The organism is Xanthomonas sp. 3793 (assembly GCF_024806835.1).
GTDB lineage: Bacteria > Pseudomonadota > Gammaproteobacteria > Xanthomonadales > Xanthomonadaceae > Xanthomonas > Xanthomonas arboricola_F.
The window spans coordinates 1-21,975 of sequence record NZ_JANTYU010000004.1 but is presented as its reverse complement, the minus strand read 5'-3'; the positions used below and the strand labels follow the sequence as shown (position 1 = coordinate 21,975).

The following is a 21,975-nucleotide window of genomic DNA, read 5'->3' as shown; positions in this document are numbered from 1 at the left end:
GCGATCAACCGCCGCCGAGCGCGTGCACGATCTCCACCACATCGCCCTCGCACAACGCATGCTCGGCATGCCGCCCGCGCGACACGATTTCGCCGTTGACCTCCACTGCCACACGTCGCTGTGCCAGCCCTTCCTGTTCGAGCAGGGCCGCCAGCGGCAGGTTGTCGGGAAGCGTGCGCGGGCTGCCGTTGAGTTGAATGTTCATGTCATCATTGTTGCATCGCGCGCCGCCAGGGCGCGCGTTTTTGCGTTATGCGGCGGTGCAGCGTGAGCGCGGGCGGCGAGGGTGAAACCATTGCCATTCGCCGGCGTACGTATGCAGCCCGGTCCGGTCCCATCCACTTCAAGCAGGCACTCCCATGGCTTCAACATTTCGCCCGATCCGCTCCCTGATGGCAGTTGCCATCGCCATCGCGGCCGCACCGGCCATGGCCGAGTCGGCCTTCGACCAGACCGTCTTCTTCGGCGACAGCCTCACCGACAGCGGCTACTACAACCCGCTGCTGCCGGCTGCCTCGCGCGCAGTCACCGGCAAGTTCACCACCAATCCGGGTTGGGTGTGGGCCGAATATGTCGGCGACCACTTCGGCACCAACGCCGCGACCAACGGCAATGGCCAGACCGGCGACAACTACGCCGCTGGCGGCGCGCGCATCCAGGCCAGCTCGGTCAGCGCACTGGGCGCCGCACCGTCGGTGACCAGCCAGATCAACACCTACCTCACCGCCAATGGCGGCCGCGCCAACCCGAACGCGCTCTACACCGTGTGGGGTGGTGCCAACGACCTGCTCGCCGCAGCCACCGTGCCGGCACAGGCGCAGGCCATCATCGGCAGCGCGGTCACCGCCCAGGTCGGTGCGGTCGGCGCATTGCAGGCTGCCGGCGCGCGCTACGTGATGGTGCCGACCATTCCGGACGTGGGCATCACCCCGCGCTTCCGTGCCGGCGGTGCTGCTGCGATGGCGCAGGGCACTGCAGCGGCCACCGCCTACAACACCGCCTTGTTCAACGGCTTGCGTTCGGCCGGGCTGCGCGTGATCCCGGTGGACACCTTCCACATCCTGCAGGAAGTGGTTGCCGATCCGGGTACCTACGGCTTCAGCAACGTCACCAGCACCGCCTGCAACCCGGCGGTGCCGCTGCCGGCGTGCAACCCGACCAGCCTGGTCGCGGCCAACGCGCAAAACACCTATGTGTTCGCCGACGGCATCCACCCCACCACCGCCACCCACCAGATCCTGGGCCAGTACGCCATCTCGCTGCTGGAAGCGCCGCGTCTGCAGCAGGTGCTGACGCATTCGGCGCAGGCCATCGGCCGCGCGCGCGCCGATCAGGTGGCCTGGCATCTGGACGGCAAGCCCGACGCCGATGGTCTGCGTTGGTGGGGCAGCGTGCGTGGCGACATGCAGCGCTACGACCACGCCGACCTGTACGACGGCATGGCCCCGGCCGGCCTGTTCGGCGTGGACTGGACTGCCGGCGATCTGGTGTTCGGCGGCTTTGCCGGCTTCGGCAGCATGGACGCCGACTTCGGCAACCGCAACGGCAGCTTCAAGCAGGACGACACCACCCTGGGCGGCTTCTTCGGCTGGTACACCGGCCCGGTCTGGGTCAACGCCCAGGTCAGCTACAGCTGGCTGAGCTACGACGTCGACCGCGAAGTGCAGCTTGGGCCAGCCACGCGCGTGCACAGCGGCTCCCCGGACGGCAGCAACCTCACTGCCGCCGTCAATGCCGGTTATTCGCTGGGCGAAGGCAACGTCAAGTACGGCCCGGTGGTCGGCCTGACCTGGCAGAAGCTCAAGCTCGACGGCTACACCGAAAGCAATGAAAGCTCCACCGCGCTCGGTTACACCGACCAGGACATCGACTCGCTGGTCGGCCGCATCGGCTTCCAGGTGCGCCTGGACGGTGCGGCGGTCAAACCGTACCTGCAGGCGACCTACGACCACGAGTTCAAGGATGGCACCGAAGCCAGCGCCTGGCTGCAGTCGATGCCGGACGTGGGCATGTACACCGTCCCGGGCCAGAACTTCGACCGCAACTACGCCACCGTGGTGCTGGGGGCGCGCACCGGCCTGTGGGGTCTGCAGAGCAATGTGGGCCTGAGCACCACCACCGCCCAGCGCAGCGCCCGCGATGCCACCTTGTTCGTGAACTTCAGCGGCAACTTCTGATCGCGCCGAGTGACTTTGCAGGAATTGGGTAACACACGAGGGCCGGGCAACCGGCCCTCGTCACGTCTGCGCATTGCGCCGGACACCTGCACCCGCCTACACTCTCCCCACGACGCGCGGGCGTAGCTCAATGGTAGAGCTGTAGCTTCCCAAGCTACTGACGTGGGTTCGATTCCCATCGCCCGCTCCAGTCTTGCGAAGTTTAGCGCTAAGCTTTTGATTTTGCTGACTATTTCGCTTGGTTGAAGACCGCCTCGAACGACCTCCCAAGGTATCGTTTGAGGTATCGTTTTGCCAAAGCCCCTCTTGCTGCATCGGCCGTCAGGCCTCTACGTGCGCTTCTTGGTTCCTGTTGATTTGCGGGGACAGGTCGGCTCGCGTTTTCTGGTTCGTCCTCTCCATCTTCGCCCCGGCGATACTGCGCGTCTGGTGTCTGCCTACATGGGGATGGCACTATCGAACGCGTTCCAAGCGTTGAGGCAGGGGAAGCCGGTGGATCTGGACGAAGTGTTGCGGCGCATCCGAGAACAAGGACTGCGCGAACTCACATTGACCGATGTGACGCTGCCTAATGGCACGCGTCTGGGTAAGGCCCAGATCGACACGCCCGAGGACGCAGCGCTGTTTGCTGAGTTGTTGCGTGAGCCTGCCACTGAGCTTGCCGCACCTGCCAAGCCAAGCGGTTGGCGCACCGGGAAGGCCAAGGCGTCTGGTCCGCTGCTGTCCAAAGCGATTGCGGATCACTTGGGGGACTTGGGTCGCGCGAAGCTCCACAGCAAGACAGTGCTTGAAAGCCGCCACTCATTGCGTTTGTTTGCTGGTGCGGTGGGGCAAGACTTGGCAGTGTCCGAGTTGACGGCAGACCATGTGCGGGCATTTTTCGATGTCGTGAGGTGGTGGCCGTCGAATGCGACCAAGCGCGCACCCTACAAGGGCCTTGCGGTCATGGATGTAGTGGCGCTTGCCCGAGCCCATCAAGTTCCGGAGCCTGCCGCCTGGACCGTTGCCAAGCACCGGCAGCGCTTGTCGGTGTTTTTGGTATCGCTTGTGTCGGCAGGGCTTTTGTCGAGCAATCCGTTGGCGGGTATCCGGGCGATTTCGACGCCTGACGCAGACGACACGGGTGAGCCCTTCACCGATGACCAGTTGAAGGCTATCTTCGATCCGGTGGCCTTTCCTGCGTGGGCCAAGAAGTATCCGCACAGGTGGTTTGGTCCGATGCTTGGGCTTTACTCAGGGGCGCGAGTGAACGAGATTGCGCAGCTTCGGGTGGAGGACATCGACACGATCGATGGAGTGCCAGGGTTCTTCGTGCGACAAGGCGGGAAGGGGCAGAGCGTCAAGAACAAGAACAGCCGCCGTTTTGTGCCGTTGGCGCAACCAGTGATCAATGCCGGCTTTCTGGTCTACATCGACGAGGTCCGCCAAGCGGGACACACGCAAATCTTCCCGCATCTACCCAATAGCACCGGACTGGGCTTTGGTCGACAGTTGAGTCGCCAGTTTTCGGTCTACATTAAACGTCAAGGGATCATGGCGAAGGGGCAGGGCTTCCATGGCTTCCGACACACCATTGCTTCGCGTTTGGATGAGGCCGGCGTATCGGCCTCGGCTATTGCGGCAATCACAGGTCACGCGCGGGGACAGGGGGTATTAGAGAAGTTCTACATTGATCGACGGACACTTCCTGACCGTGTGGCGACCTTGGCGCGCTTCAAACCGCCGGTTGTGCTTCCTGATTTTAAGTAAAGAAGTTCCTCCTTTTATTTTATTCCTATGGTGAAGCTGAGCGATGGTTGATAAGAATGATTCCGTAAAGGTGGTTATTGCCGAGCTTGTATTCCACGATCATGAAGGGAATGAAACTGGTGAGGTGAAATTCGGTTACACAACGCTGAAATACAAGCCCAAGCTCGTTGGCGAGCTTCGCGCTAGTTGTGCCGAACTTGTTCAGCCTCCTGGTGGATTTTCCCTTTCTTCGAGCAGTAATGGGGATTTTTGGGATTCTACATTATCAGAAAAGTCTGGCGACGCGATCGAGTATGAAACTCAAGAGCTTGTATCAGGTGATAGCGTACAAAGTATCTCTATAGTGGAACTTGTTGTCTGGGAGAGGCCTAGCGGCGGTGAGGTGCGGCGTGCTCCAAAGACGCAAAATTATCGATTTTGGGTGATGCAAAAGTCGGTCGGGGTCCTTGAAACATTTCAAAACATTCGCGAGGCCAGTGATTTTGTATCACATATTTCGAGTAAAGCTAATCTTACTCGAGATGCTGGTTCAGGTTTTGAGCTCTAATTGTCACCAAGGATCATTTTTATTCGTATTTGGAACCAAAGATAATTTTTGATCTTTCCATGCGACTAGATACTCTGGCGCCCAATTTCTTGATTGGCTTTGCCAGTGGCCGATACATAATTCGGTAGCCTTGTCGGCTTCTGCCTTTGCTTCGTCAGCAGGTAGGCGGGTGAGCGCTGCAAGAAAGGCTTTATTCCAAAATTGTTCAACTTTCATATGGGTGTTATCGATTAGGGTGGCTTGCTTTTTTTAATCGAATAATGGAGATTGTCAAGCGGTTGGCTCTATGTCCAGGCGGCGACGGACATGCAATGTCATCTCGCCTAGAAAAAGCGTCAAGCGGCGTAAGACTTGCGTAACAATTTCAGTTATCGAGAACGCAAGTTGAGCTTGGTGATCGGAAAAGTAGGGCTTTACTGGGTTCGACTTTTTGCGAATAATTTACTAATCAATTGACTGGATCAATTTCGAATGAGAACCGCGTCTCTGAGTGCCCTTGCCGCTGCCAAGGAAAAATTGGCAGCAGAAATTCGGAAGTTGGAAGAGCAGGAAGCTCAGCTACGCCAGCAGCAATCATCTGAAGCCTATTCAGAGATCGTCAAGTTGCTCGACCAATACACCGAGCATTTCAGTGCAAAGCAGAAGTCGGAGATTGCGGCTCTGATCGGTGCTGGCGTGACCAAGCCGAAGAAAGCTGCTTCCACAAAGAAAGAAGTAGCGCCGAAGTATTGGCTGCCACACAACCAAGAAACGTGGTCAGGGCGTGGCCGTCCGCCCAAAGCCTTCACCATCTGGCAGGGCAGTGCGTCTTACAAGGAGTGGAAAGCCAAACACCCGGATGAGAAGTTCCCGGCTTTCCCTGGCTGAGGCTTGCGAATGCGAGGCAACGAGTGCCCGAAGTCTCTTCGGGCACTCGTTTTCTACGTCTGCGGATTGTCGTCTATTAGCTCAGATCACAACCACTCGGCTGCGGCCAGGTGGTTGCCGGCAGCATCGCTTTGACGTCGGCAGGTGCTGAGATGCCAATCGTGCTGGCGCCAAAGGTGTCTTCCAGCTCATTGATGCTGACGATGTAGCTGTCCAGCGATCCGAGCGTGGCGCTGTTTGGAATGAGCCAACTGATGGCCCGAGAGCCGCCACTTGGATTGGCCGTGATGATGGTCTTCCAGAAAAAATCCGGCGTGCGGATGCCATGACTGGTGAGAAAGTAATCGTTGGTCGTGTCGCTGTAAATGACGCCCCCATAGACTTGGACGCTTGCGATAACACTCAGCCACTTCTTCGGCACGGACCCAGATGCCTTGATTGAAGCTAGCCACCTGCGGAACGATGTTAGACATCAAGTTCGCGCGGCGGATGTAGGTTGTGTTGTAGTCCATGTGGTTGGAGGTCACCAAGTGCCCCCGGTCATAGCCCGAACGCACACTGGCATAGGAAGCACTGGACGTTTGGCCTGCGCAGCCACTGGGTAATTCGGTATCCAAGTTGAAGCTTGAAGGGCGCGCTGCCGAGCCGGTGTCGGCTTGCAAGACATACTCGTAGCGCAGCGCGGTGCGGTTGGTGCAGTCATAGCTCAACGTGTAGCCACCCTTGTTGAGCGTGACCACCTGGGCCTGGGCCGCAGCACTGAACGTGGTGATCAACGACACGGCGAGGAAGATTCGGAATCGCATAACAGCACATCTCCTTGTGTTTTCTGGGGTCGCACAAGCTCAGCAAGCACGGAACAAGGCCGTTGCCAGTTGAGGAACGCATGAGTTGACGGAGTTGAAGCAGGCAGCCCAACTAGGCGAGTGACGGGGTTGCGCCGCGCCCCTGTTGCCATGATGTGGCACGCGGTCGTCACTTGTATCTAACAAACGAGCTCTAGCTTCAATCCCTAATTCTTAAAGTTGTGACCCCGCTCCAACGACCTGAGGCGCCAGCAAATGGGTGGTTCCATAGCGTGGCGCAGGCGGTGCGACTTACTCCCTAGAAAGCTTGAGCAGGATCATGCCGGTCGCTTTGAAACGCAGACATAAAAAAGGCCGCCTTAGACGGCGGCCTTACTCAACGTGTGGCTGTAGGGTCAGCCCACCGTAACGGTACACCTCGGGCATCCGGTAGCCGGGGGAGGAGTCCATCCACCACCACCAGAGCCGCCACCACCGCCACCACCGCCACCGCCACCGCCGCCAGTTCCTGCGCCACTTCCAGGACCTACCTGAGTGCCTGGCAGAGGCGTCACGCAAACTGATCCGGCAAAGCACATGACCTGGCCTTGTTCTTTACTGCCGTTCTGGTATGTCACGGCAATAACGTCGCCGATGGCTACGCTTCCAAGACCATAGGTTGTCCGATACATGCCAGTTAGCGCCGTAAGTGCAGCGATGCGGACTTCGGCGATATCGCCAACTCCGACGCCTTGTGCGGCCGGGACGCCTAGGAAAACGCCGGATCCAGCGTTAATGCTGATGGTTTTTGCGACTGCAACGAATGAAATTGCAATTAAACCAAGCGCCATTAAGCGCTTTTTCAATGATTTTCTTTCCATGAAACCTATCCTTAGGGTTTAGATAAAATACTTTTGATTTCCTTGACTTTGCCATCAAGCAAGGCTTTATCGCCCGCACTAACCAAGTTGTTACGCACGAACGATTCGAAATTGGAGCTCGAACACCCACCGGTGTTGAGGCACACAGAGTTCATTAAGTCAGATCCAGCGTTGCAATTTAGACCCATCTGACATGCCGCTATACTCCATGCATAGCCAGATACCGGGCCTGAGGCGACATCGCTGTAACTGCCAAGAGACGTGACATCTGAATTGCCTGCCAACAACTGACCTAATTCGAAGACCGCTAATGGATCTCCTCCAGTGGCCACTTTGTCAACAAAACCACGTAAGTCTTCGCCTTTTAAACGATTGGGGGACGCCATCTGCAACCGAGCTTGTGCTGCGAGATCGCCTCCCTTCGCGGCTTGTTCAAGCCACAAGTTCCGTGCTTCTAGTGGGACAACAGCTCCGTTGTCCACCACAGCACATTCCTCTGCATACGAACGAGCTGCCAGTAGCATGCCTTTTGCATTGTTTGGCGACTTGGATTGTTTGGCGATTGCTTCATACGAAGAGAGGAATTTCTGAGGATTTCCGCTCACTGCAATACACCTACCATAAGCTTCTGCAAGGTCTCGCTGAGCAGCAGCGTCACCCTGGTTAGCCCTAGACTTCAGGTCTAGGAATCTTTTGAGTGCATCGTCTGAGTTGTTGCGAGCGTCTCCGCCAGTCCGATCTCCGCCAGCCTGAGTCCGATCCTTAGAGCGATCAGCATGTTCCTCTGCAATCGATAAGGTATTGCTCATCTGACTAGGCGTAGTTGATGCAGTTGGAGCTGCTGCTGTTCGGAGCATTCCTGGCAAAAAGAAAGCAAGCCCTGCTGCAATCGCGATACCGCCAAGCCACATCAAATGCTTAGATTTCATGGTTCCCTGCATCAGTCCGTTGATGCCCAGTAGTAGCTTCTGGGCTCCCCAAGCACCGGAGTATGGCAGCTGATCTCTCAAGCGCCAATAGATGGGCCGAATATTTTTGCCTCGGGGCACGTGGGTATGGAGTGCCCGTCCTACCTGCGTCATAGCGACCGGATGTTGATCGCCATGCAGTGTCTCAAGCAGCAAGACAGCCATACCGATACTTGCTCAGCATGGACAGAGCCGAGCTGCGTATCCACCTTGACCACTTGGACGATGCCGTGCCAACTCTGCGGGCGTCGAGTCTCGACCGTTGTCATTTCTTGCGCGCCTTCACGGGGATGGTGCAGGTCATTGAGGCAAAGGCTCTGAATTCTAAAGATGCCGAATTCGTGAGGCGACGGGTTGATGAGATTTTGGCTTGGCATGGCCTTAAGAACACGGAAGGCGAAGGCTGAGGTCAGCGTTTATTGGGCCGCGCTTACCGATCCCGTGCTCGAAACATAGCAGGAAGCCATCCATTGTTTGGCGCGGTCATACGCAGCACTTCGATCAGGGAAGGCAATGCTGGAGGCTGGGTGGCGGTGAAGCGTGATGCCCTCATGCTTGGAAATCAGGAGCTCCGGCAGGAACCTCCCGTCAGCCGGGGTGATATGAGCCGTGAGCAAGTAGTCGCCGAAGTGCCGAATAGCGGTAACGCGCAAGACTGATCCTCCTTGATGGTGCTATACGCCTCTGGTTGCCTGACACCATCGTCAGGGCAACCTGCCGTCAGGGCCCATCCTGGTGGCAGGTTGTCATGGCGGAAAAGGGTTCAAAACCCTGTCGGGGACGGGCCGAATGGACTGTAGGTATTTTCCTAGTAGATCGGCACGCACAACTCCATTAGGTCGGTCTGTGCAGTATGCCTGAGCGGGCCCGATCTCAGATCCACTTCATTCATCAGTGCGGGTAGAAGTCCCTTCACGAGTGTTGTGGATATAAAAGGCTGATGTCCTCGGCGAGCTGCGCATACGCTTCGATTGCGTCTGATGGAGCATCACTTCACAGTGATGCTTGCGCGCGAGCGCCAGCATTGCGGTCTCAAACTCCAAGCTCTCAGCGGGTAAACCCACCACCTCGAAGGCGGCGGCCAGGGCTCGATGGAACCGTTGCTCGTCGAGCGGATGAAAGATGTGCCACGTCTCCACACGCATCCACGGGTCCAGGGCGGCCTTCAGTCGGTCATTTCTCATGTCTCGGTGCCAGTCCGGAGATGCCCTGAGTGGCCCACAGCGTGAAGATCAGCATGGAGACCCCCTTGGCTATTCAACCAACGGCATGGGGGCGCGCATCACCACGCTCTCCACCAGCGCTGGGCCTCTGAGAGGGACCTTAGCTTCGCTGTCCCGACCGCAAGGGCAGGCCTCCTTCTCGATGCTGGCGCTTTGTTGCGGCCCTTCGCTGTGCGCCGCTTGCACGGTGCTCACTCCCGGGTGCGGTAGGGCTGGACGCTTCGCCTGTCGGTTCCACGAGGCGCACAACGCGCTGGTGGAGAAGAACCGATGAAGCGCACACAAGACCTGAAGGCTCAATACCAACTCCAGATGGACGAGGAGGGCATCTTGCTCGCAGCAGCCACCATTCTGGAACAGCGCCTTCAACGGCAAGGCCGCATCCACAGCCCCGAGCAAGCCGGTGACTACTTGATTGCCCGCTGCGCTCACCTGCCGCACGAAGTCTTCGGGGTCATCTTCTTGGATATCAAGCACCAGATCTTGGCAACCGAGCACCTCTTCTTCGGCACCATCGACGGCTGCGAGGTGCACCCTCGGGTGGTCGCCAAGCGCGCCCTGGACTTGAACGCCGCTGCCGTTATCCTTTTCCACAACCACCCAAGCGGCAACCCAGAGCCAAGCGAAGCCGACCGGAAGGTCACCGAGCGCCTGCAGCAGGCTCTGGGCCTTCTCGACATCCGGGTGCTGGACCACCTGGTGATCGGCGGGCGTCAGCACACCAGCCTTGCCGCAAGAGGGTGGGCCTAGCCCCCTCTCTTTCATCAGTTGTTGGCAGAGGGCCATCAGTGCGCCTGCTCTTCCAAAAGGCATCGCGCAGCGCTTGATACCGATAATCAAGCTTCTTTCGCTGCTTACGCCATTACGGCAAGATCCAAATGGGAAATCGAAGGAGGGAGTCATTGATGCGCCAGGATGCGATCCAACTGTTTCAATGCTTGGGGAAGCATGATGTCTGAGCGGGTTGAGAAGCTCTTTGATGGGTCCGACGCGCTGTTAGAGGCCTTGGGGCCGATCACAGCGGCTCCGCCGTTTGATCAAAGTGATCGACTGCAAGTCTGCCGCGCGCTTTGCCTGCTTTCAATTGAGCACGCTGTTGCGACTCGCTGCTTACTCACAATCGGCGCTGAGTCATCCATGTTGGTCGTTCATCGAGCGCAGTTCGAAGCGCTGGTGCGCGCCGTGTGGGTCCTTTATTGCGCAAGCGATACCGAGGTGGCCTGCTTACAAGAAGAACTGACGCCGACCAGTGAGTCCGTGGCTGCTCGTTTGCCCATGGCATCCAAGATGCTGCTCGCTCTTGAAGCGGTGACGCAGGCAGCTGACCCATTGCACGCGTTTGTGGAATTTAAGAAATATTCTTGGGCGGCGCTCAACTCGTTTGTCCACGCGGGCGCACATGCGCTTCATCGGTTGCGAACGGGCTTCCCGCTTGAACTTGTTGAAGTTGTGGTCAAACAAAGCAACGCGCTGGTCGTGATGACTCATATGCAACTCGCGATCACCACAGGTAGCCAGGACGCCGTACACTGGGTCGCTACGACGGCGGATGGCTTTTCCGATGTGCTTCCTTCGCGAACACGTTAGGCTTCGCTCCATAGAATCGGCCACGAGCTTTCAAGCTGGTGAGTGGCAAAGCTTGCAGTGCAAGTTGCTTGCAGTGAGACTTGAACGAAGGATGGTTTGGATGACCAATATCAGCAAGGCGGAAAGCTTCGAAGAAGGATTTCTCCGCGCAGCACTTGAAGTCATCGCTAAGCGCGATGAGCGCAATGCTATCATTGATGCACGAGACTTCCTCAGTCTGCGCAAGATGCTCGATCAATCCCCGGGCACGACGCACTTCACGCAAGCCATGGCGGAGTTCTACCTCGGCATCCCGAGACGCCAATTCGACCAATTCAAGCGTGAGCACGGCAATCCGTTTCTGATCAGCAAGAGCACGCCACGCTCGATTGCTAAAGTAGAACTCTTGACGTGGTATGCCCAAGTCACCAAAGCCCGAGAGCAGATCCAAGAGCCGATCTCGGGCAACTTCGGTCGAACGGGGAAGGGCATCCCCTTCATTGTGATCCGCGCGTCGGCCGGCAAGATCAAGAGCGTGATCTCACATGCGGGCATCACGGGGCTCGACATGAGTGTGATCGAAGAAGCATTTCAGCAGGGAGCAACGATCCTGGCTCTGACCATCGATCAAGCCTTGGCGCTGCCTTGGCAGTCAAATGCTGAGAAAAAGCATTGGCGAAATGCCTACCGCTCTCATCTGATGACGGTCCATGACGCCAAGATGGCGTTGCTGGATCGCCAAGAATTAGACGAAGACACCAAGCCCGCCCAAAGCGACCAGCGCACTAGGAGATAGCTTGATCTTGCCGCTGCCTTGCGACGAGCGGATGAATGGTTGTTCAGCGATCGCGGCGATCTAGTCCTGTAGCGATGCGGCTGTGATGCATAGATTGCGTTCCGAAGCTTGGCGGGTCGCCAAGCACGGAGAGCAAGATGAAATACACCATCGAGATTAATGCGACTGCCCACCTGGTCCACTGGGCAACGATTGAGGCGACCTCGCCCGAGGAAGCCCTTTCCAAATGTGATATCGACGCGATCTCTTATAGCGACTACGAGTTCGAAGAATGGCACAGCGCACCCGAGATCCATCGTATCGAAGATGAAACCGGCACGCTCATTGCGTGTGACTACGAGGACGAGGTTCCTGACATCGGCGATCTGTAAGTCACGTTTCGGCTTGTCCATCCGACTGATGCTGTCACGTTGCCATCTTGACGAAAGGCGTGATGGCGTTAAGTTGAAGGGGAGGAGAGAAAATGGACCAGGCACTTAAAAGAAAGATTAGACAGGCAGTGAAGCAGGGAAGCGAGGCATATGTGCGGTCGCTTTGTCAGGCTCAAGGTGATATTGATGCTGCGGCACGCTATGCCATTGATGTGGCGATCAGCGGTGGTAAGGAGAGCTTGGTTGATCAAATGGTGCCACTGTTATCGAAATCATTTGAGGTCTATCCGCTTGATGTGGCTGCTAAGGCAGGATCACTGCGGGTGGTCGAGCAGCTCATGGCGTTTTGCAATGCTGAGGATGACGAGGCATTGGTGCTTGCTGCGAGGCACGGGCACACGGAGTGCGTCAAACGACTGCTCAAAGAGTGCAGCCCTCTGCAACACGACTCACTTGCGTTGTATGAGGCCGCGCGCCGTGGTCATGCAGATGTCGTCTTTCAATTGGTCCTGTTCTCAGATGCCAAGGCGCAGGGAAGTCGCGCGCTGATCGCTGCTTGTCGGGAAGGCCACTTGGAAGTGGTCAAGCATCTGTTGCCTTTCTCATCGAAGATCCAATGTGCGCAGCACGGCTTTGCGGCGGCGGCCGAGAACAGCCATGTCGACGTCGTTGAGTTTTTGCTAGAAGCTGGCCTTCCAGATCCGGAAGACACTTTTGCGGCGGGCCTCAATGTTGCAGCTAAAAAGGGACATGAGCAGCTCGTGCGAAGCCTGCTCTGGGCGATCGTCAGAACAGGGCATGCGCCGCGCGACTTTGGTCAAGAAGCCATGCTCACTGCGGCAACCAATGGCAATGCATCAATCATCAAGTCGGTTTTGGAGTTCGCCCATAAGACCGCTTATCCGGAGGCAGGCTTGCTTGCTACACTCCAAAATGGCCATGATGAAGTGGCGGATGTTCTGGTTCGCCGAGTGAACTTAGATCACGTGCGCGAATCGATCTCGGACGAAGAGATCGAAGTCAAGCTTGATGAAGCTATTGCCAGAGTTGATACCGCCAAGCAGCTCAGGGAGCTTCAATACAACGAGCGCAAAAGGGTGGCGCAGAGCGATACGGCAGGGCCTGTGACAATGAATCCATCTCGTGGCGTGCGCTTGTAAGCAAATGTTGCCGAGATAAGACCAGATGTCGCCAGCATCCTCACACCTCTGCTTCTAAGGACTTACTCTTCGTATTTCCCAATCGCCACGCGAGAGTGTTCGGACCTGATGGAGGTCGGTGTCGTAGATGGCGATCAGGTCAGAACTGCTGGCAATAATGTGGCCTCGGATCTTTCGCTCACCCTTTTCCCAGAGTTCTGAATCGCCTCGCGATACCGGACCAAGGAGTCGACCCTTTTCTGTGTTTGCATCATCTTTACCAGCATGCTCGCCAAGCAAACCCGGCAGGGTCGCCACCAACAGGCCGACGAGAAATAGTGTCAGTGCGAGATAAACCCCCGAGGCAGCAATACCGGCCGATGAGGAAATAAGCTTAATCCATGGATGTCGCAGGAAAAATTCCTTAATTCGACCTTCGCCAACTGGTCGAGTGGGCAACCGGTAGATCAAAACTGCGATCCACACAAAAACAAAGGCTGTTGCTACGGAAAACCAGGGGAACGAGCGAAACATTCCAAGCCCTTGCAGCACGATGGCATAGTAGCCGCGAACAACCTTCCAGTCGGCCGATTGGGGAAATAGGTCGGATTGAACGCCCCAGGCTTTGAGATAGCTGGTGTAGGCGACATGCCCGCATCCGTGAAGAACGATTCCAGCTAGTGTTGTCACGGCAGCCAGACTACCGACGAAGCGGGTGATGGACCACGACCTCTTGGAAGATGCACTGTTCGCGTCTTCTGGTGACGGGGTGGAACGCTTCGATCGGACAATTTCGATATGGCGCATAGTTTTCGTAGATCAACTTCGAGATGGGAAGGAGCTGCGTAGCCAACCCATCGCCTCATCAAGGTCTAGGTTAGAGCTGGCATAAGACACTTGAAGCAAGTGGGGCGAAAGCAAACTGTCCCACTTTTGGCTGGCCAGATTTTTCGCACCTGCCAATAGCACTTCAATTGATGGGGTTGGTGTAGCGGCAATCGCTCTGAGCGCTGTCTGGATGTTCTCAAGGGCATTCGGACCCCGCGTGATCTCGACCCCCAGGCGGCTACCCTGCGCTTTGAAGTTCCTGGCACTGAGTAAGCAAGCGATTGCATCGTTGGCCGCATCGCCCAGCCAAGTGAGAAGCAGGATGTCGCTTCCCCTATCCAGAAAGAATTGATCATCCAAGCCGTGTTGGTGGTAGCTGGTCCGTCCTTCGTCGATGAAGCGCTGCGCACACGCATCCACAAACGTTGGCGTCAGTGTTCCCTGATAGATCGCGCGCATCGTCTGACGCACTTCGGTGTGCACGCGTCCGCCGCCGCCGCTGAACAATGGTGGCGCGCCACTCTTGGTGGCAGACACATAGATCGTCTTCTGGGCTTCGTCGATTTGCTCGACAAGCCAAGTGCGTCCACCAAACAAGATACGCTGGCCGGTCGTGAGCATCTGGGAAATGGGCAGGGTGCCAAGCGGTTTGCCAGCAGCGACAATCCGGAATTCCTCGTCGACCGTGAACGCTGCATAGAACGAGTAGTGGTTGACGATCCGATCACCGACAGGCCCGTGTAGCAAAAGTCCGGATCCGTCTTGGATCAAGATGTCTTGCTGCCCCAAATGGCGCAGTAGCTCGACAAACGCATCACGAGACACCTGATTAAAAGGAGCATCAGGCGCGCATAGCAATTGAAACGCCTGGGCTGCGGTTAGGCCGCCATACTGTGCGATGACTGAAAGGAGCTGCTGGATGAAGGTGGAAAGATGCGCACCTTTAACAACGGGCGGCTCATACCATTTTTCGGTAAGCAGTATGACCACGGCCAAAGTCTGAAACGTATCGAGCCTCAGGCGTGTTCGAAGATCCGCCTGCGAGTCAATGGCATCTTCAATCACATAGCCGCGCAAGATCGCAGCTTCACCTTTGCGTCTTCCGGATCTGCCCATGCGTTGACGAAGACTGGCAATGGTAGGGGGCGTGCCAATCTGGGCAACGCTCTTGACCGCTCCGATATCGATGCCGAGTTCCAATGTGTTGGTGCAGACGGCAGTCGCTGGCTGATCCTTTTGTTTGAGCGCAGCCTCAGTGTCGTAGCGAATTTCTTTGGAAAGACTGCCATGGTGCGGCCAGAACTCGCGCGCCACACCACTTTTTTCGCAAAGCTCATTGAGCAGGTGGGTATAGCGCTCGACCTCACGGCGGCTGTTGGGAAAGACCAGATTGTTGCTGCCGCGAAGGGTTTTGAACAAATGCTCGGCCACAGCCAATGGTGCTAACTCTTGCTTCTCCTTCTTGTCATCAGCTTCGCCCTTCTGAGGCACAGGTTCTTCAAAGCCCTTGATGATAAGGAGAAGTTCTGACGCATCGGAAGGGGCGTCGACAATCGCGGCGGTCCCCGCTGGACGCAGAAAGCGCGCCGCAGCCTGCATGTCACCCAATGTTGCCGATAGCCCAATGCGAGGCACTTTGCGACCAACGACGGTATCGATCCGGTGCAGCAAGGATTGAAGTTGTTTGCCGCGCTCGCTGCCGATGAAGGCATGTAGCTCGTCGATCACAAAGTAGGCCAGGTGCTTGAAGATGCCGGCAACCGAGGTGCCTCGATTGCATAGCATCGCTTCCAGCGACTCTGGTGTGATCAGAACGACGCCATGTGGTTTCTTGAAGAAGCGTTGTTTGCTTGTGCTGCTGATGTCGCCATGCCACGGCCACACCGGAATGTCGAGGTCTTCGCACAGTCGCTCCAATCGACCGAATTGATCATTGATCAAGGCCTTCAAGGGGCTGATGTAAACGATCAAGCCTGCTGGGGTCTGCTGTTCAAGATAGGTCAGCGCCGGCAGGAAAGCAGCTTCCGTCTTGCCCGAGGCGGTGCTAGCAGCCACGATCACATCTTGATCGGCAGGCAGGATCAGTGGGATGGCCATTTCCTGCACATCCCGCAAGGCTTCCCATTGCTCTGCCCACAAGTAGCGCTGGATGCCTGGCGAAAGAAGCGAGAAGGCGCTTGACTGGCTCATCGATCAGAGCTTGAACGAAGCCAGTTCGTCATCCGCTTGGACCGTTAGGTCTTCGTCGCCGCCATGGTCTTCTTTAACCTCAACCTCGCCGATCAACGTTTGCCAGGCCGTGCCAGGGTTTTGCTCCAAGACTGCCAAGAGATTGATGAACGCGGTGATCGTGGTGCGAGGCGTGCGGAAGAAGCTGTCACCAATCCGATTGGCGCAGTGTTCCATGAATTGCTGGATCGCTTCGTCAGGCAGCAGATATTTTTCCACATCACCGCTTGCATAGACGTAGCGGATCTTGGTCAAAAGCACATAGAAGTCTTCCGCAGTGAGGCTCGAAAGGCGCACGACAGGCCCAGAGAAGTCGACCAGCCCTTCCTTGGCAAAGGTGTTTTGGGCCAAGCGGCTTTGGAGGGCTTGGTAGCTGTAAACGCCGCGACGAGGATCCATCAAGAATTCCGGCGTGCCACCCAGCACGAAGCCAAGACCGACCGCCGTTCCTTGGAAAGAGTCATTGAGCATGCGCAAGATCTGCTCGTAGTTCGAGTTGCGCGCCTGGGCGTTGGCAAGCTTGTAGAGATTAACGAGCTCGTCCAGGCAAACCAGAAGCCCGCTAAAGCCGGCCAGTCGCACGAAGCGTCCCATCAGTTTGAGCTGATCGTAGACCGAGGCATCATCAACAATCGAGCGCACACCCAGCGCAGCTTTGGCGTCGGTCTTGGTGGAGAACTCGCCACGCAACCAGCGAATGGCATCGGATTTCAGTTGCTCATTGCCTTGTTCAAAGCCCTTGCAGTAAGCCGCAATGACATCGGCAAAGTCATAGCCATTAACGAGTTCCGTCAGCTGTTCAAGCTTGGCGCGGATGACTTGCTCGGTGGGAACATCCTTTGCTTTGGCTTCGGTCTTGGCGGTCGCGATGAATTTCTCAACGACTCCTGGCAGCGCGCCACCGTCCGGCTTGGTGCGCGTGGCCAAGTTGCGCATCAGCTCTGCATAAAGCGAACGGGCTTGGCCACCGGAGGCATGCAAACGCCGATCGGGATTGAGGTCCGCGCTTGCCACGACGAGCTTGCGCTCCATCGCGATGGCGCGCACCAGGTTGAGGAAGAAGGTCTTGCCGGCACCGTATTCACCAACGACCAGTCGGAACGAGGAGCCGCCATCGGCCAAGCGATCAATGTCGCTGACCAGCGTTTCGACTTCGCGAATGCGCCCAACCTGGATCAGGTGCTGACCCGCACGAGGCACAACACCTGCACGCAATGACTGGATGACCGCATCACGATCCTTGGCACGAATAGGGTTGCTCATTGCTCTATTTTCTCGATGAACTCTGGGTTGATCTCCACCGGATCGTCTCCTTCAGAGAATGGGATGTCATAAGCATCAAACGATGCATCATTGATGTGTTCAAGTGCGCCGTCGAGCATCAGCTCCAGATCCGAAGCGCCATCTTCCAGTTCGGAGCGCGTCCAGTTGGGTCGGGAGAGCATGAGGCGCAGCAGTGCGCTATGCGCTTCATCCAAACCCAACAGGCCAGGAGTAGAAGCAGCTTTTTGACTGGGGAGCGGCAGTGCTTGGTGCTCGATGATGGGCTCAGGCACATCCTCGGTAAAGATGCCAGCCAAGAGGGCAGAGACCTTGGCGGTATCGTGTTGGAGTTCGGCAATACGTTTGGGGTCCAGGCGAAACTGCTTGGCTGGCTCTACCTTGGTGGTGCTTCTTCCCGCGCTCACGGCATGGACGTCACTAAAGACACGCTTGGTCTCCACGCCGAGCGTCTTGTAGACCTTCTCCAAGAAGCGCATTTCGTCTGGCGAGACGGTGCCGTCACTTTGTGCAAGGCTTGCCATTGAGGCCGCGATTGTTTCCTTGGTGGTTTGATCCAATGGATCAAGCTTTTTCTTGAGCGAGGCCAGGGTGATGGGTGCTTGGCTCAGCCACACAAGATGCGCACGAAGGCGCTTGTGGTCGGCGGGACTGAGGTGACTCCATGCATCAATCTCTCGGCCAAGATATTCGATTTCGTGTGCACTGAAATCGCCATCGGCCTGGGCAACGGTTGAAGCAAGTTGCAAGGTCAACAGTGCAATTTGATACGCACTGCTCTGGGCTTGATGGGTTTGGCCGGGCAGCAACGCGAAGAGGACCACAGGATCAGTATCGCCAGGCGCCCGCGCGCCTTCGAGCACATTGGGCTCCATGCCGATGTGAGCCGCTTCAAGCGTCCTGGCAAGGTCTCGGATCTTTTCTCGGTTGAGCGGCGCACCACCATTGCCGAAGCGATCGGCAAGCTGAGTCAGGGGCAGGGTGATCGCACGACCTTGAACCTCGTCCACCAGCAATTGGAGTGCTGCTTTACGCGGGGCAGGCCAAATGCTGGTAGGCAGGTGTAGCAAGCCATCCAGCGTATTCCGAGCTTCGGGGTTCTTGTTGATAAGGCGACTCAGCGGGCCGAGTTCATCCGTGCATTGCTGGACGATTTCGTTGAGCTTCTTGATGGGCCCGGTGAGCGCGGTGACATCAGGTGTCTCGCCAAAGGTCTTGGGCTTGAAGCTGTTGCCATAAAAGGCCGGGGAAAATGTTTGTCTCGAAAATTTCAGCTTGGTGCGGTTCTTGGGCAGGACCAACCCCGCGTCAAAAAGCTCCCGGTAGCGCTCAACGAAGAGTTGATTGAACTCTTCAGCGCAGCGCACGGTGGGCGTGCGCATGGAGACTTCTGGGCTGAGGCGCACCCAGGCAAGGGCCAGGTGTGCGGGAACCGGGGCACGATCCAATGAGCATTGACCCAAAGCTAGACGTAGGTAGAACGGAAGCTCATGGGTGCGCTGGAAGCCCGGAAGCGGCTTGGTGTAAAGCTTGTCCTCGATGACATCAAGTTCCATCCAGTCGAGCAAGCTGTTGATCTGGAATCGGATAACGGTGTAGATCTTTCCGTAGGCAGCTTCTAGCTGTCGCAGTGCTGCTTTGATGGCCGGCCAACCTTGCTTTGACTCTGGCTCATCGACCCCATCGATCAAAACCCGCCGTTCAAGGCCATACAAGAACAACATCACGTATCGGTAGTTGCATTCGGGATCGGATCGATCAGAAGCGAGCCAATTGATGTAGGCACGACGTTCGGTTGCAGATAGGTCAGCGTAGTTATCTTGATAGCCGACTGGGTCGCGGTAGTTGCCAGTTGGTGCAACGGCGAGAACGCCATTGACCAAGCTGGGTTCATTCCCACCCCTTGGTGTGGCGAGCTTGACCCCTGAGTAGAACAGTCCGCCTGAGATTTTTACGCAACGAATTTCAATGATCTCGCCCGGCTGCACCCAGCGTGTTTTCTCCCATCCCTCAGGAGGCTTGGGCACAGAGAATTCTTTGGCGGGTGCGCTGCCGGCGATGCTGGTGCGATGAAGCTCGTCCATGGCGTTCGCCGGTTCCGTGCGGGAGGCCGCAGGCAACGGTGGCGGGGTTGATGGCACCTGTGTCTCGCTCGTCGGAATGGGAGTAGGCGGCAATGCAGGTGGCAGTGTTGGGATCGTCTCAACTCTTTCAGCAGTTGGCGTTGGCGCGATCACGCGTTGACTTTCAAGTGTGGGGTCGGAAGCCGTTTGGGCGGGTGGAGGCATCGCAGCTCTAGCAACGACCGCACGCATAGCGTCGAGAAGATTACTGTTCAGTTGCTGCGGCGATGACGGGGCTTCCGTAGGTGCCGAGGCGATGGTTTGCGCGTCTGGTGTCTTGGTTGTTCCTAGATCGCTTGGACTAGGCGAAGCAGTTGGGCGTGGGCGGCTCGGGGTGGGCACGATGATGCGCGGAGCGTCTGATGCGGCATCAATGGCAGAGTTCGCTTGCCGACTGATTGATGGTTGCTCAGCCACAGCGCGCATTGCTTCAAGCAAATTGCCGTTGGGCTGCTGAGGGACGGGACGATCTTGAGGATTTCCGGTGGCGCTCGGTTCCAGTGCGGCACGTGTGCCTGACAGAATGATCAGAGACATTTCCGCCTGCCCGGGAGGGGCAGGAGTCTGTGGTGCTACTGGTGTCGTCGGGCCGTGCTCGGCAATGTGCGCCATCGCGGTCCGCAAGTTCCCCGGTCGGTCGGTTGCAACCCGAGCTGGGTTCTGTGGAGGTGCCGCCTGGGGAGCATGGGGAGCTGATTGGCTCAACGCTGCAGTCGTTTCCGCAACGCGCTCGCTGGCAACCCGGTTGCTCTGCGAGGGCGATGGAGCGATCGGTGGTTGAGCGGCCTCTAGCATGGAAGACAGGATCTTCCGGTTGGCACTGGCGGGAGCAGGCGCTGTAGAGCTGCGAGGGTTGCTTGGAGCTGACTTCAATCCAGTAAGTTCGGCGAGCGTCGGTTCACGCACAATGGGGGCAAGCGGCTTCTTTTGGGCCTGCCACTTCACGAAGAGGTAGAGCCCGAAAGCGACCACAGCAGTAATGCCGAGGGCAATCCATACCTGTCTCGGCACCATCGCGATGATCGCCAATGCGATCACGATCACGGCGAGACCTGAGCCTTGCTTCTTCCTGCGCTGCGCCACGTGGCCCCCTGCCTACGGCGTATTCCTAACCCATTGTAGTGCGAAAAAAATGATGGGTTCGCTTGGCATATCATCCTTGCGCCTAGGGCAACGCAGACACGCACCAGGTATACCAGATGAGAGCCGATGCCCGACCGCGATGAAAAGGTTTGGCAAGCTGTAGCAATTTCAAGGATATTAGCCATGCTGGGATACGCCTGCTTGTCCATGCGTTACCCGGCTCATCTCCAAACCGCAGGGACGCTGTAGTGACCTCCAATTCGAAAACGCCAGCTCACGTCTTCTCTTGTTTTTCGCCGGAAAACGAAAATCCTATCGCGCTCGTGGTGGTGCCAACAAATTCAGCCGATGCGGAAGTTTTTGATCCGACGAAATCCAGCGTAAAGAAAATTAGGAGGACGTTTTCCTTCTTGCAAGACGACTGGGAGGAGGCTCGGAAAGCCCTTGAAAACATACCGCCAACGGCAACGATGTTTCACAATAGCATTGTTGCTTTCTTTGATGTCGCATCGGGCGCGAAGGTAATCGAGTTCTATTGGATTAATGGTTCAAAGAAAAGAAATCTTCTTACCTATCAAGTATGGATGCAGGGAAATTTCGTCAATTTTCAAAAAACACAAAATATTATATCAGCTACTGGCGTTGCTCAGGCCTTAGGCGCTGAGATAGTCAACGAGAGGTCACGGGTTGACGCTTCGGTTTCTGTTTCACGGAAGTCTTCACTACCGGATCCTTTTGGGAAAAAGCGCTGAGGGGAATTTTTGCGATGGTCTTTGGTACGCCGCTGATGGGTTGAGCCTGCCAAAGTGTGAAGCGGGGATCGGAAATGCGATGGGCGTGTCCTTGCCAGTGCGCGATGCAGATCTCTGTTGCTTCGTTTGCATCGACTTCGGCTTGCTGAGGTGGCACACGACTAAGGGCTGCTAGATAGGCTTGGTTCCAAAATTCTTCGATAGTCATGGTAGGAGTTGAGTGAGAAGGATGTCTTAGAGCTAACGGAAATTTTTATCCTGTCAATACCTTGGCTTGTATTTGCCAGCGCACTGATTATCATCCAAGCTTAGCTTCAGCTCCACCCGCATCAACTGTGACTAACAAAGAATGATGTTAGATCGTCAAGTTCTACAAATTGATCCTTCCCCTGAGCGGGGAAGTGAAGTGACCCTGTTTAGCGCTCATGCAAGCGTTCAAAATCTCGTTGTCTTAGGCGATCCAGGCTCTGGAAAAAGTTCGCTATTCAAGGCTTCTTCCGCTAAAGAGGGCGGATTGAGCTACCCCCGATTTCTCGGACAGGTTAATTAGGGAACAACAACCATCTTTTCGAACTCGGCCGGCGAGCGGTAGCCCAGCGCACTGTGCAAC

At 56.8% G+C, this 21,975-nt stretch carries 20 protein-coding genes, 1 tRNA gene and 1 pseudogene; 12 read left to right on the top strand and 10 right to left on the bottom strand.

Features of this window, described 5'->3' with window-relative positions; all coding sequences use genetic code 11:
* Positions 1-4: 4 nt before the first annotated feature.
* Positions 5-205, bottom strand: coding sequence for a sulfur carrier protein ThiS (thiS, locus tag FHY18_RS13685; protein WP_104612060.1), 201 nt, complete (start codon positions 203-205; stop codon positions 5-7).
* A gap of 187 nt (positions 206-392) precedes the next feature.
* Between thiS and FHY18_RS13680 the strand changes: the two genes are divergently transcribed.
* From FHY18_RS13680 to FHY18_RS13665, 4 genes are all read left to right on the top strand, one after another.
* Complete coding sequence (locus FHY18_RS13680; RefSeq protein WP_259156946.1) at positions 393-2,177, top strand: autotransporter domain-containing protein; 1,785 nt, start codon at positions 393-395, stop codon at positions 2,175-2,177.
* Between the two features lie 116 nt (positions 2,178-2,293).
* Positions 2,294-2,367, top strand: a tRNA-Gly gene (locus FHY18_RS13675).
* A gap of 251 nt (positions 2,368-2,618) precedes the next feature.
* On the top strand, positions 2,619-3,926 hold the full coding sequence (locus FHY18_RS13670) for a site-specific integrase (protein ID WP_326521216.1): 1,308 nt from the start codon (positions 2,619-2,621) through the stop codon (positions 3,924-3,926).
* Positions 3,927-3,969: 43 nt separating this feature from the next.
* The gene (locus tag FHY18_RS13665; protein ID WP_259156016.1) at positions 3,970-4,473 is read left to right on the top strand and encodes a hypothetical protein; all 504 of its coding nucleotides are present in this window, start codon (positions 3,970-3,972) and stop codon (positions 4,471-4,473) included.
* Between the two features lie 3 nt (positions 4,474-4,476).
* Here the strand turns inward: FHY18_RS13665 and FHY18_RS13660 are convergent, their stop codons facing one another.
* The gene (locus FHY18_RS13660) at positions 4,477-4,689 is read right to left on the bottom strand and encodes a hypothetical protein (protein WP_259156015.1); all 213 of its coding nucleotides are present in this window, start codon (positions 4,687-4,689) and stop codon (positions 4,477-4,479) included.
* Positions 4,690-4,944: 255 nt separating this feature from the next.
* Here FHY18_RS13660 and FHY18_RS13655 point away from each other — a divergent pair, with 255 nt between their 5' ends.
* Positions 4,945-5,340, top strand: coding sequence for an H-NS family nucleoid-associated regulatory protein (locus tag FHY18_RS13655; RefSeq protein WP_259156013.1), 396 nt, complete (start codon positions 4,945-4,947; stop codon positions 5,338-5,340).
* A 76-nt stretch (positions 5,341-5,416) separates the two neighbouring features.
* On the opposite strand, the pseudogene FHY18_RS13650 reads toward FHY18_RS13655, so the two are convergent.
* From FHY18_RS13650 to FHY18_RS13640, 3 genes and pseudogenes are all read right to left on the bottom strand, one after another.
* Positions 5,417-6,146, bottom strand: a pseudogene (locus FHY18_RS13650) (DNA/RNA non-specific endonuclease).
* 395 nt (positions 6,147-6,541) lie between these two features.
* Complete coding sequence (locus FHY18_RS13645) at positions 6,542-7,006, bottom strand: hypothetical protein (protein ID WP_259156011.1); 465 nt, start codon at positions 7,004-7,006, stop codon at positions 6,542-6,544.
* An 11-nt stretch (positions 7,007-7,017) separates the two neighbouring features.
* Positions 7,018-7,935: a hypothetical protein gene (locus tag FHY18_RS13640; RefSeq protein WP_259156009.1), complete on the bottom strand. Its 918-nt coding sequence runs from the start codon at positions 7,933-7,935 to the stop codon at positions 7,018-7,020.
* Between the two features lie 221 nt (positions 7,936-8,156).
* Between FHY18_RS13640 and FHY18_RS13635 the strand changes: the two genes are divergently transcribed.
* A complete protein-coding gene (locus FHY18_RS13635; protein ID WP_259156008.1) occupies positions 8,157-8,381 on the top strand; it encodes a hypothetical protein in 225 nt (74 codons plus the stop codon).
* A gap of 477 nt (positions 8,382-8,858) precedes the next feature.
* Here FHY18_RS13635 and FHY18_RS13630 read toward each other — a convergent pair whose 3' ends face one another.
* Positions 8,859-9,158, bottom strand: a complete 300-nt coding sequence (locus FHY18_RS13630; protein ID WP_259156007.1) for a hypothetical protein — start codon at positions 9,156-9,158, stop codon at positions 8,859-8,861.
* A 309-nt stretch (positions 9,159-9,467) separates the two neighbouring features.
* Between FHY18_RS13630 and radC the strand changes: the two genes are divergently transcribed.
* The 5 genes from radC (at position 9,468) to FHY18_RS13605 (ending at position 13,090) form a co-directional block, all read left to right on the top strand.
* On the top strand, positions 9,468-9,947 hold the full coding sequence (gene radC / locus FHY18_RS13625; RefSeq protein ID WP_259156006.1) for a DNA repair protein RadC: 480 nt from the start codon (positions 9,468-9,470) through the stop codon (positions 9,945-9,947).
* A gap of 198 nt (positions 9,948-10,145) precedes the next feature.
* Positions 10,146-10,784 (top strand): hypothetical protein, encoded by a 639-nt coding sequence (locus FHY18_RS13620; RefSeq protein WP_017172662.1) that lies wholly within the window; start codon positions 10,146-10,148, stop codon positions 10,782-10,784.
* A 100-nt stretch (positions 10,785-10,884) separates the two neighbouring features.
* The gene (locus tag FHY18_RS13615; RefSeq protein ID WP_025988694.1) at positions 10,885-11,559 is read left to right on the top strand and encodes a hypothetical protein; all 675 of its coding nucleotides are present in this window, start codon (positions 10,885-10,887) and stop codon (positions 11,557-11,559) included.
* A 137-nt stretch (positions 11,560-11,696) separates the two neighbouring features.
* Positions 11,697-11,930 (top strand): hypothetical protein, encoded by a 234-nt coding sequence (locus FHY18_RS13610; RefSeq protein WP_236533114.1) that lies wholly within the window; start codon positions 11,697-11,699, stop codon positions 11,928-11,930.
* A gap of 92 nt (positions 11,931-12,022) precedes the next feature.
* Positions 12,023-13,090, top strand: a complete 1,068-nt coding sequence (locus FHY18_RS13605) for an ankyrin repeat domain-containing protein (RefSeq protein WP_259156001.1) — start codon at positions 12,023-12,025, stop codon at positions 13,088-13,090.
* A gap of 54 nt (positions 13,091-13,144) precedes the next feature.
* Here the strand turns inward: FHY18_RS13605 and FHY18_RS13600 are convergent, their stop codons facing one another.
* From FHY18_RS13600 to FHY18_RS13585, 4 genes are read right to left on the bottom strand one after another with little or no spacing between them, the layout of a single operon-like run.
* Positions 13,145-13,876 carry a hypothetical protein gene (locus tag FHY18_RS13600; RefSeq protein ID WP_259156000.1) on the bottom strand — a complete coding sequence of 244 codons (732 nt, stop codon included), beginning with the start codon at positions 13,874-13,876 and terminating at the stop codon, positions 13,145-13,147.
* Positions 13,877-13,888: 12 nt separating this feature from the next.
* Entirely contained in the window at positions 13,889-16,087 is a 2,199-nt protein-coding gene (locus FHY18_RS13595; RefSeq protein ID WP_259155999.1) for a DEAD/DEAH box helicase, read from the bottom strand.
* A 3-nt stretch (positions 16,088-16,090) separates the two neighbouring features.
* On the bottom strand, positions 16,091-17,389 hold the full coding sequence (locus FHY18_RS13590) for an ATP-binding protein (RefSeq protein WP_017165096.1): 1,299 nt from the start codon (positions 17,387-17,389) through the stop codon (positions 16,091-16,093).
* The gene (locus tag FHY18_RS13585; protein WP_259156945.1) at positions 17,386-20,544 is read right to left on the bottom strand and encodes a TerB N-terminal domain-containing protein; all 3,159 of its coding nucleotides are present in this window, start codon (positions 20,542-20,544) and stop codon (positions 17,386-17,388) included. The genes FHY18_RS13590 and FHY18_RS13585 overlap by 4 nt, the downstream gene beginning before the upstream one ends.
* Positions 20,545-20,861: 317 nt before the next feature.
* On the opposite strand from FHY18_RS13585, the gene FHY18_RS13580 reads away from it, so the two are divergent.
* The gene (locus tag FHY18_RS13580) at positions 20,862-21,365 is read left to right on the top strand and encodes a hypothetical protein (protein ID WP_155292837.1); all 504 of its coding nucleotides are present in this window, start codon (positions 20,862-20,864) and stop codon (positions 21,363-21,365) included.
* Positions 21,366-21,975: the final 610 nt, after the last annotated feature.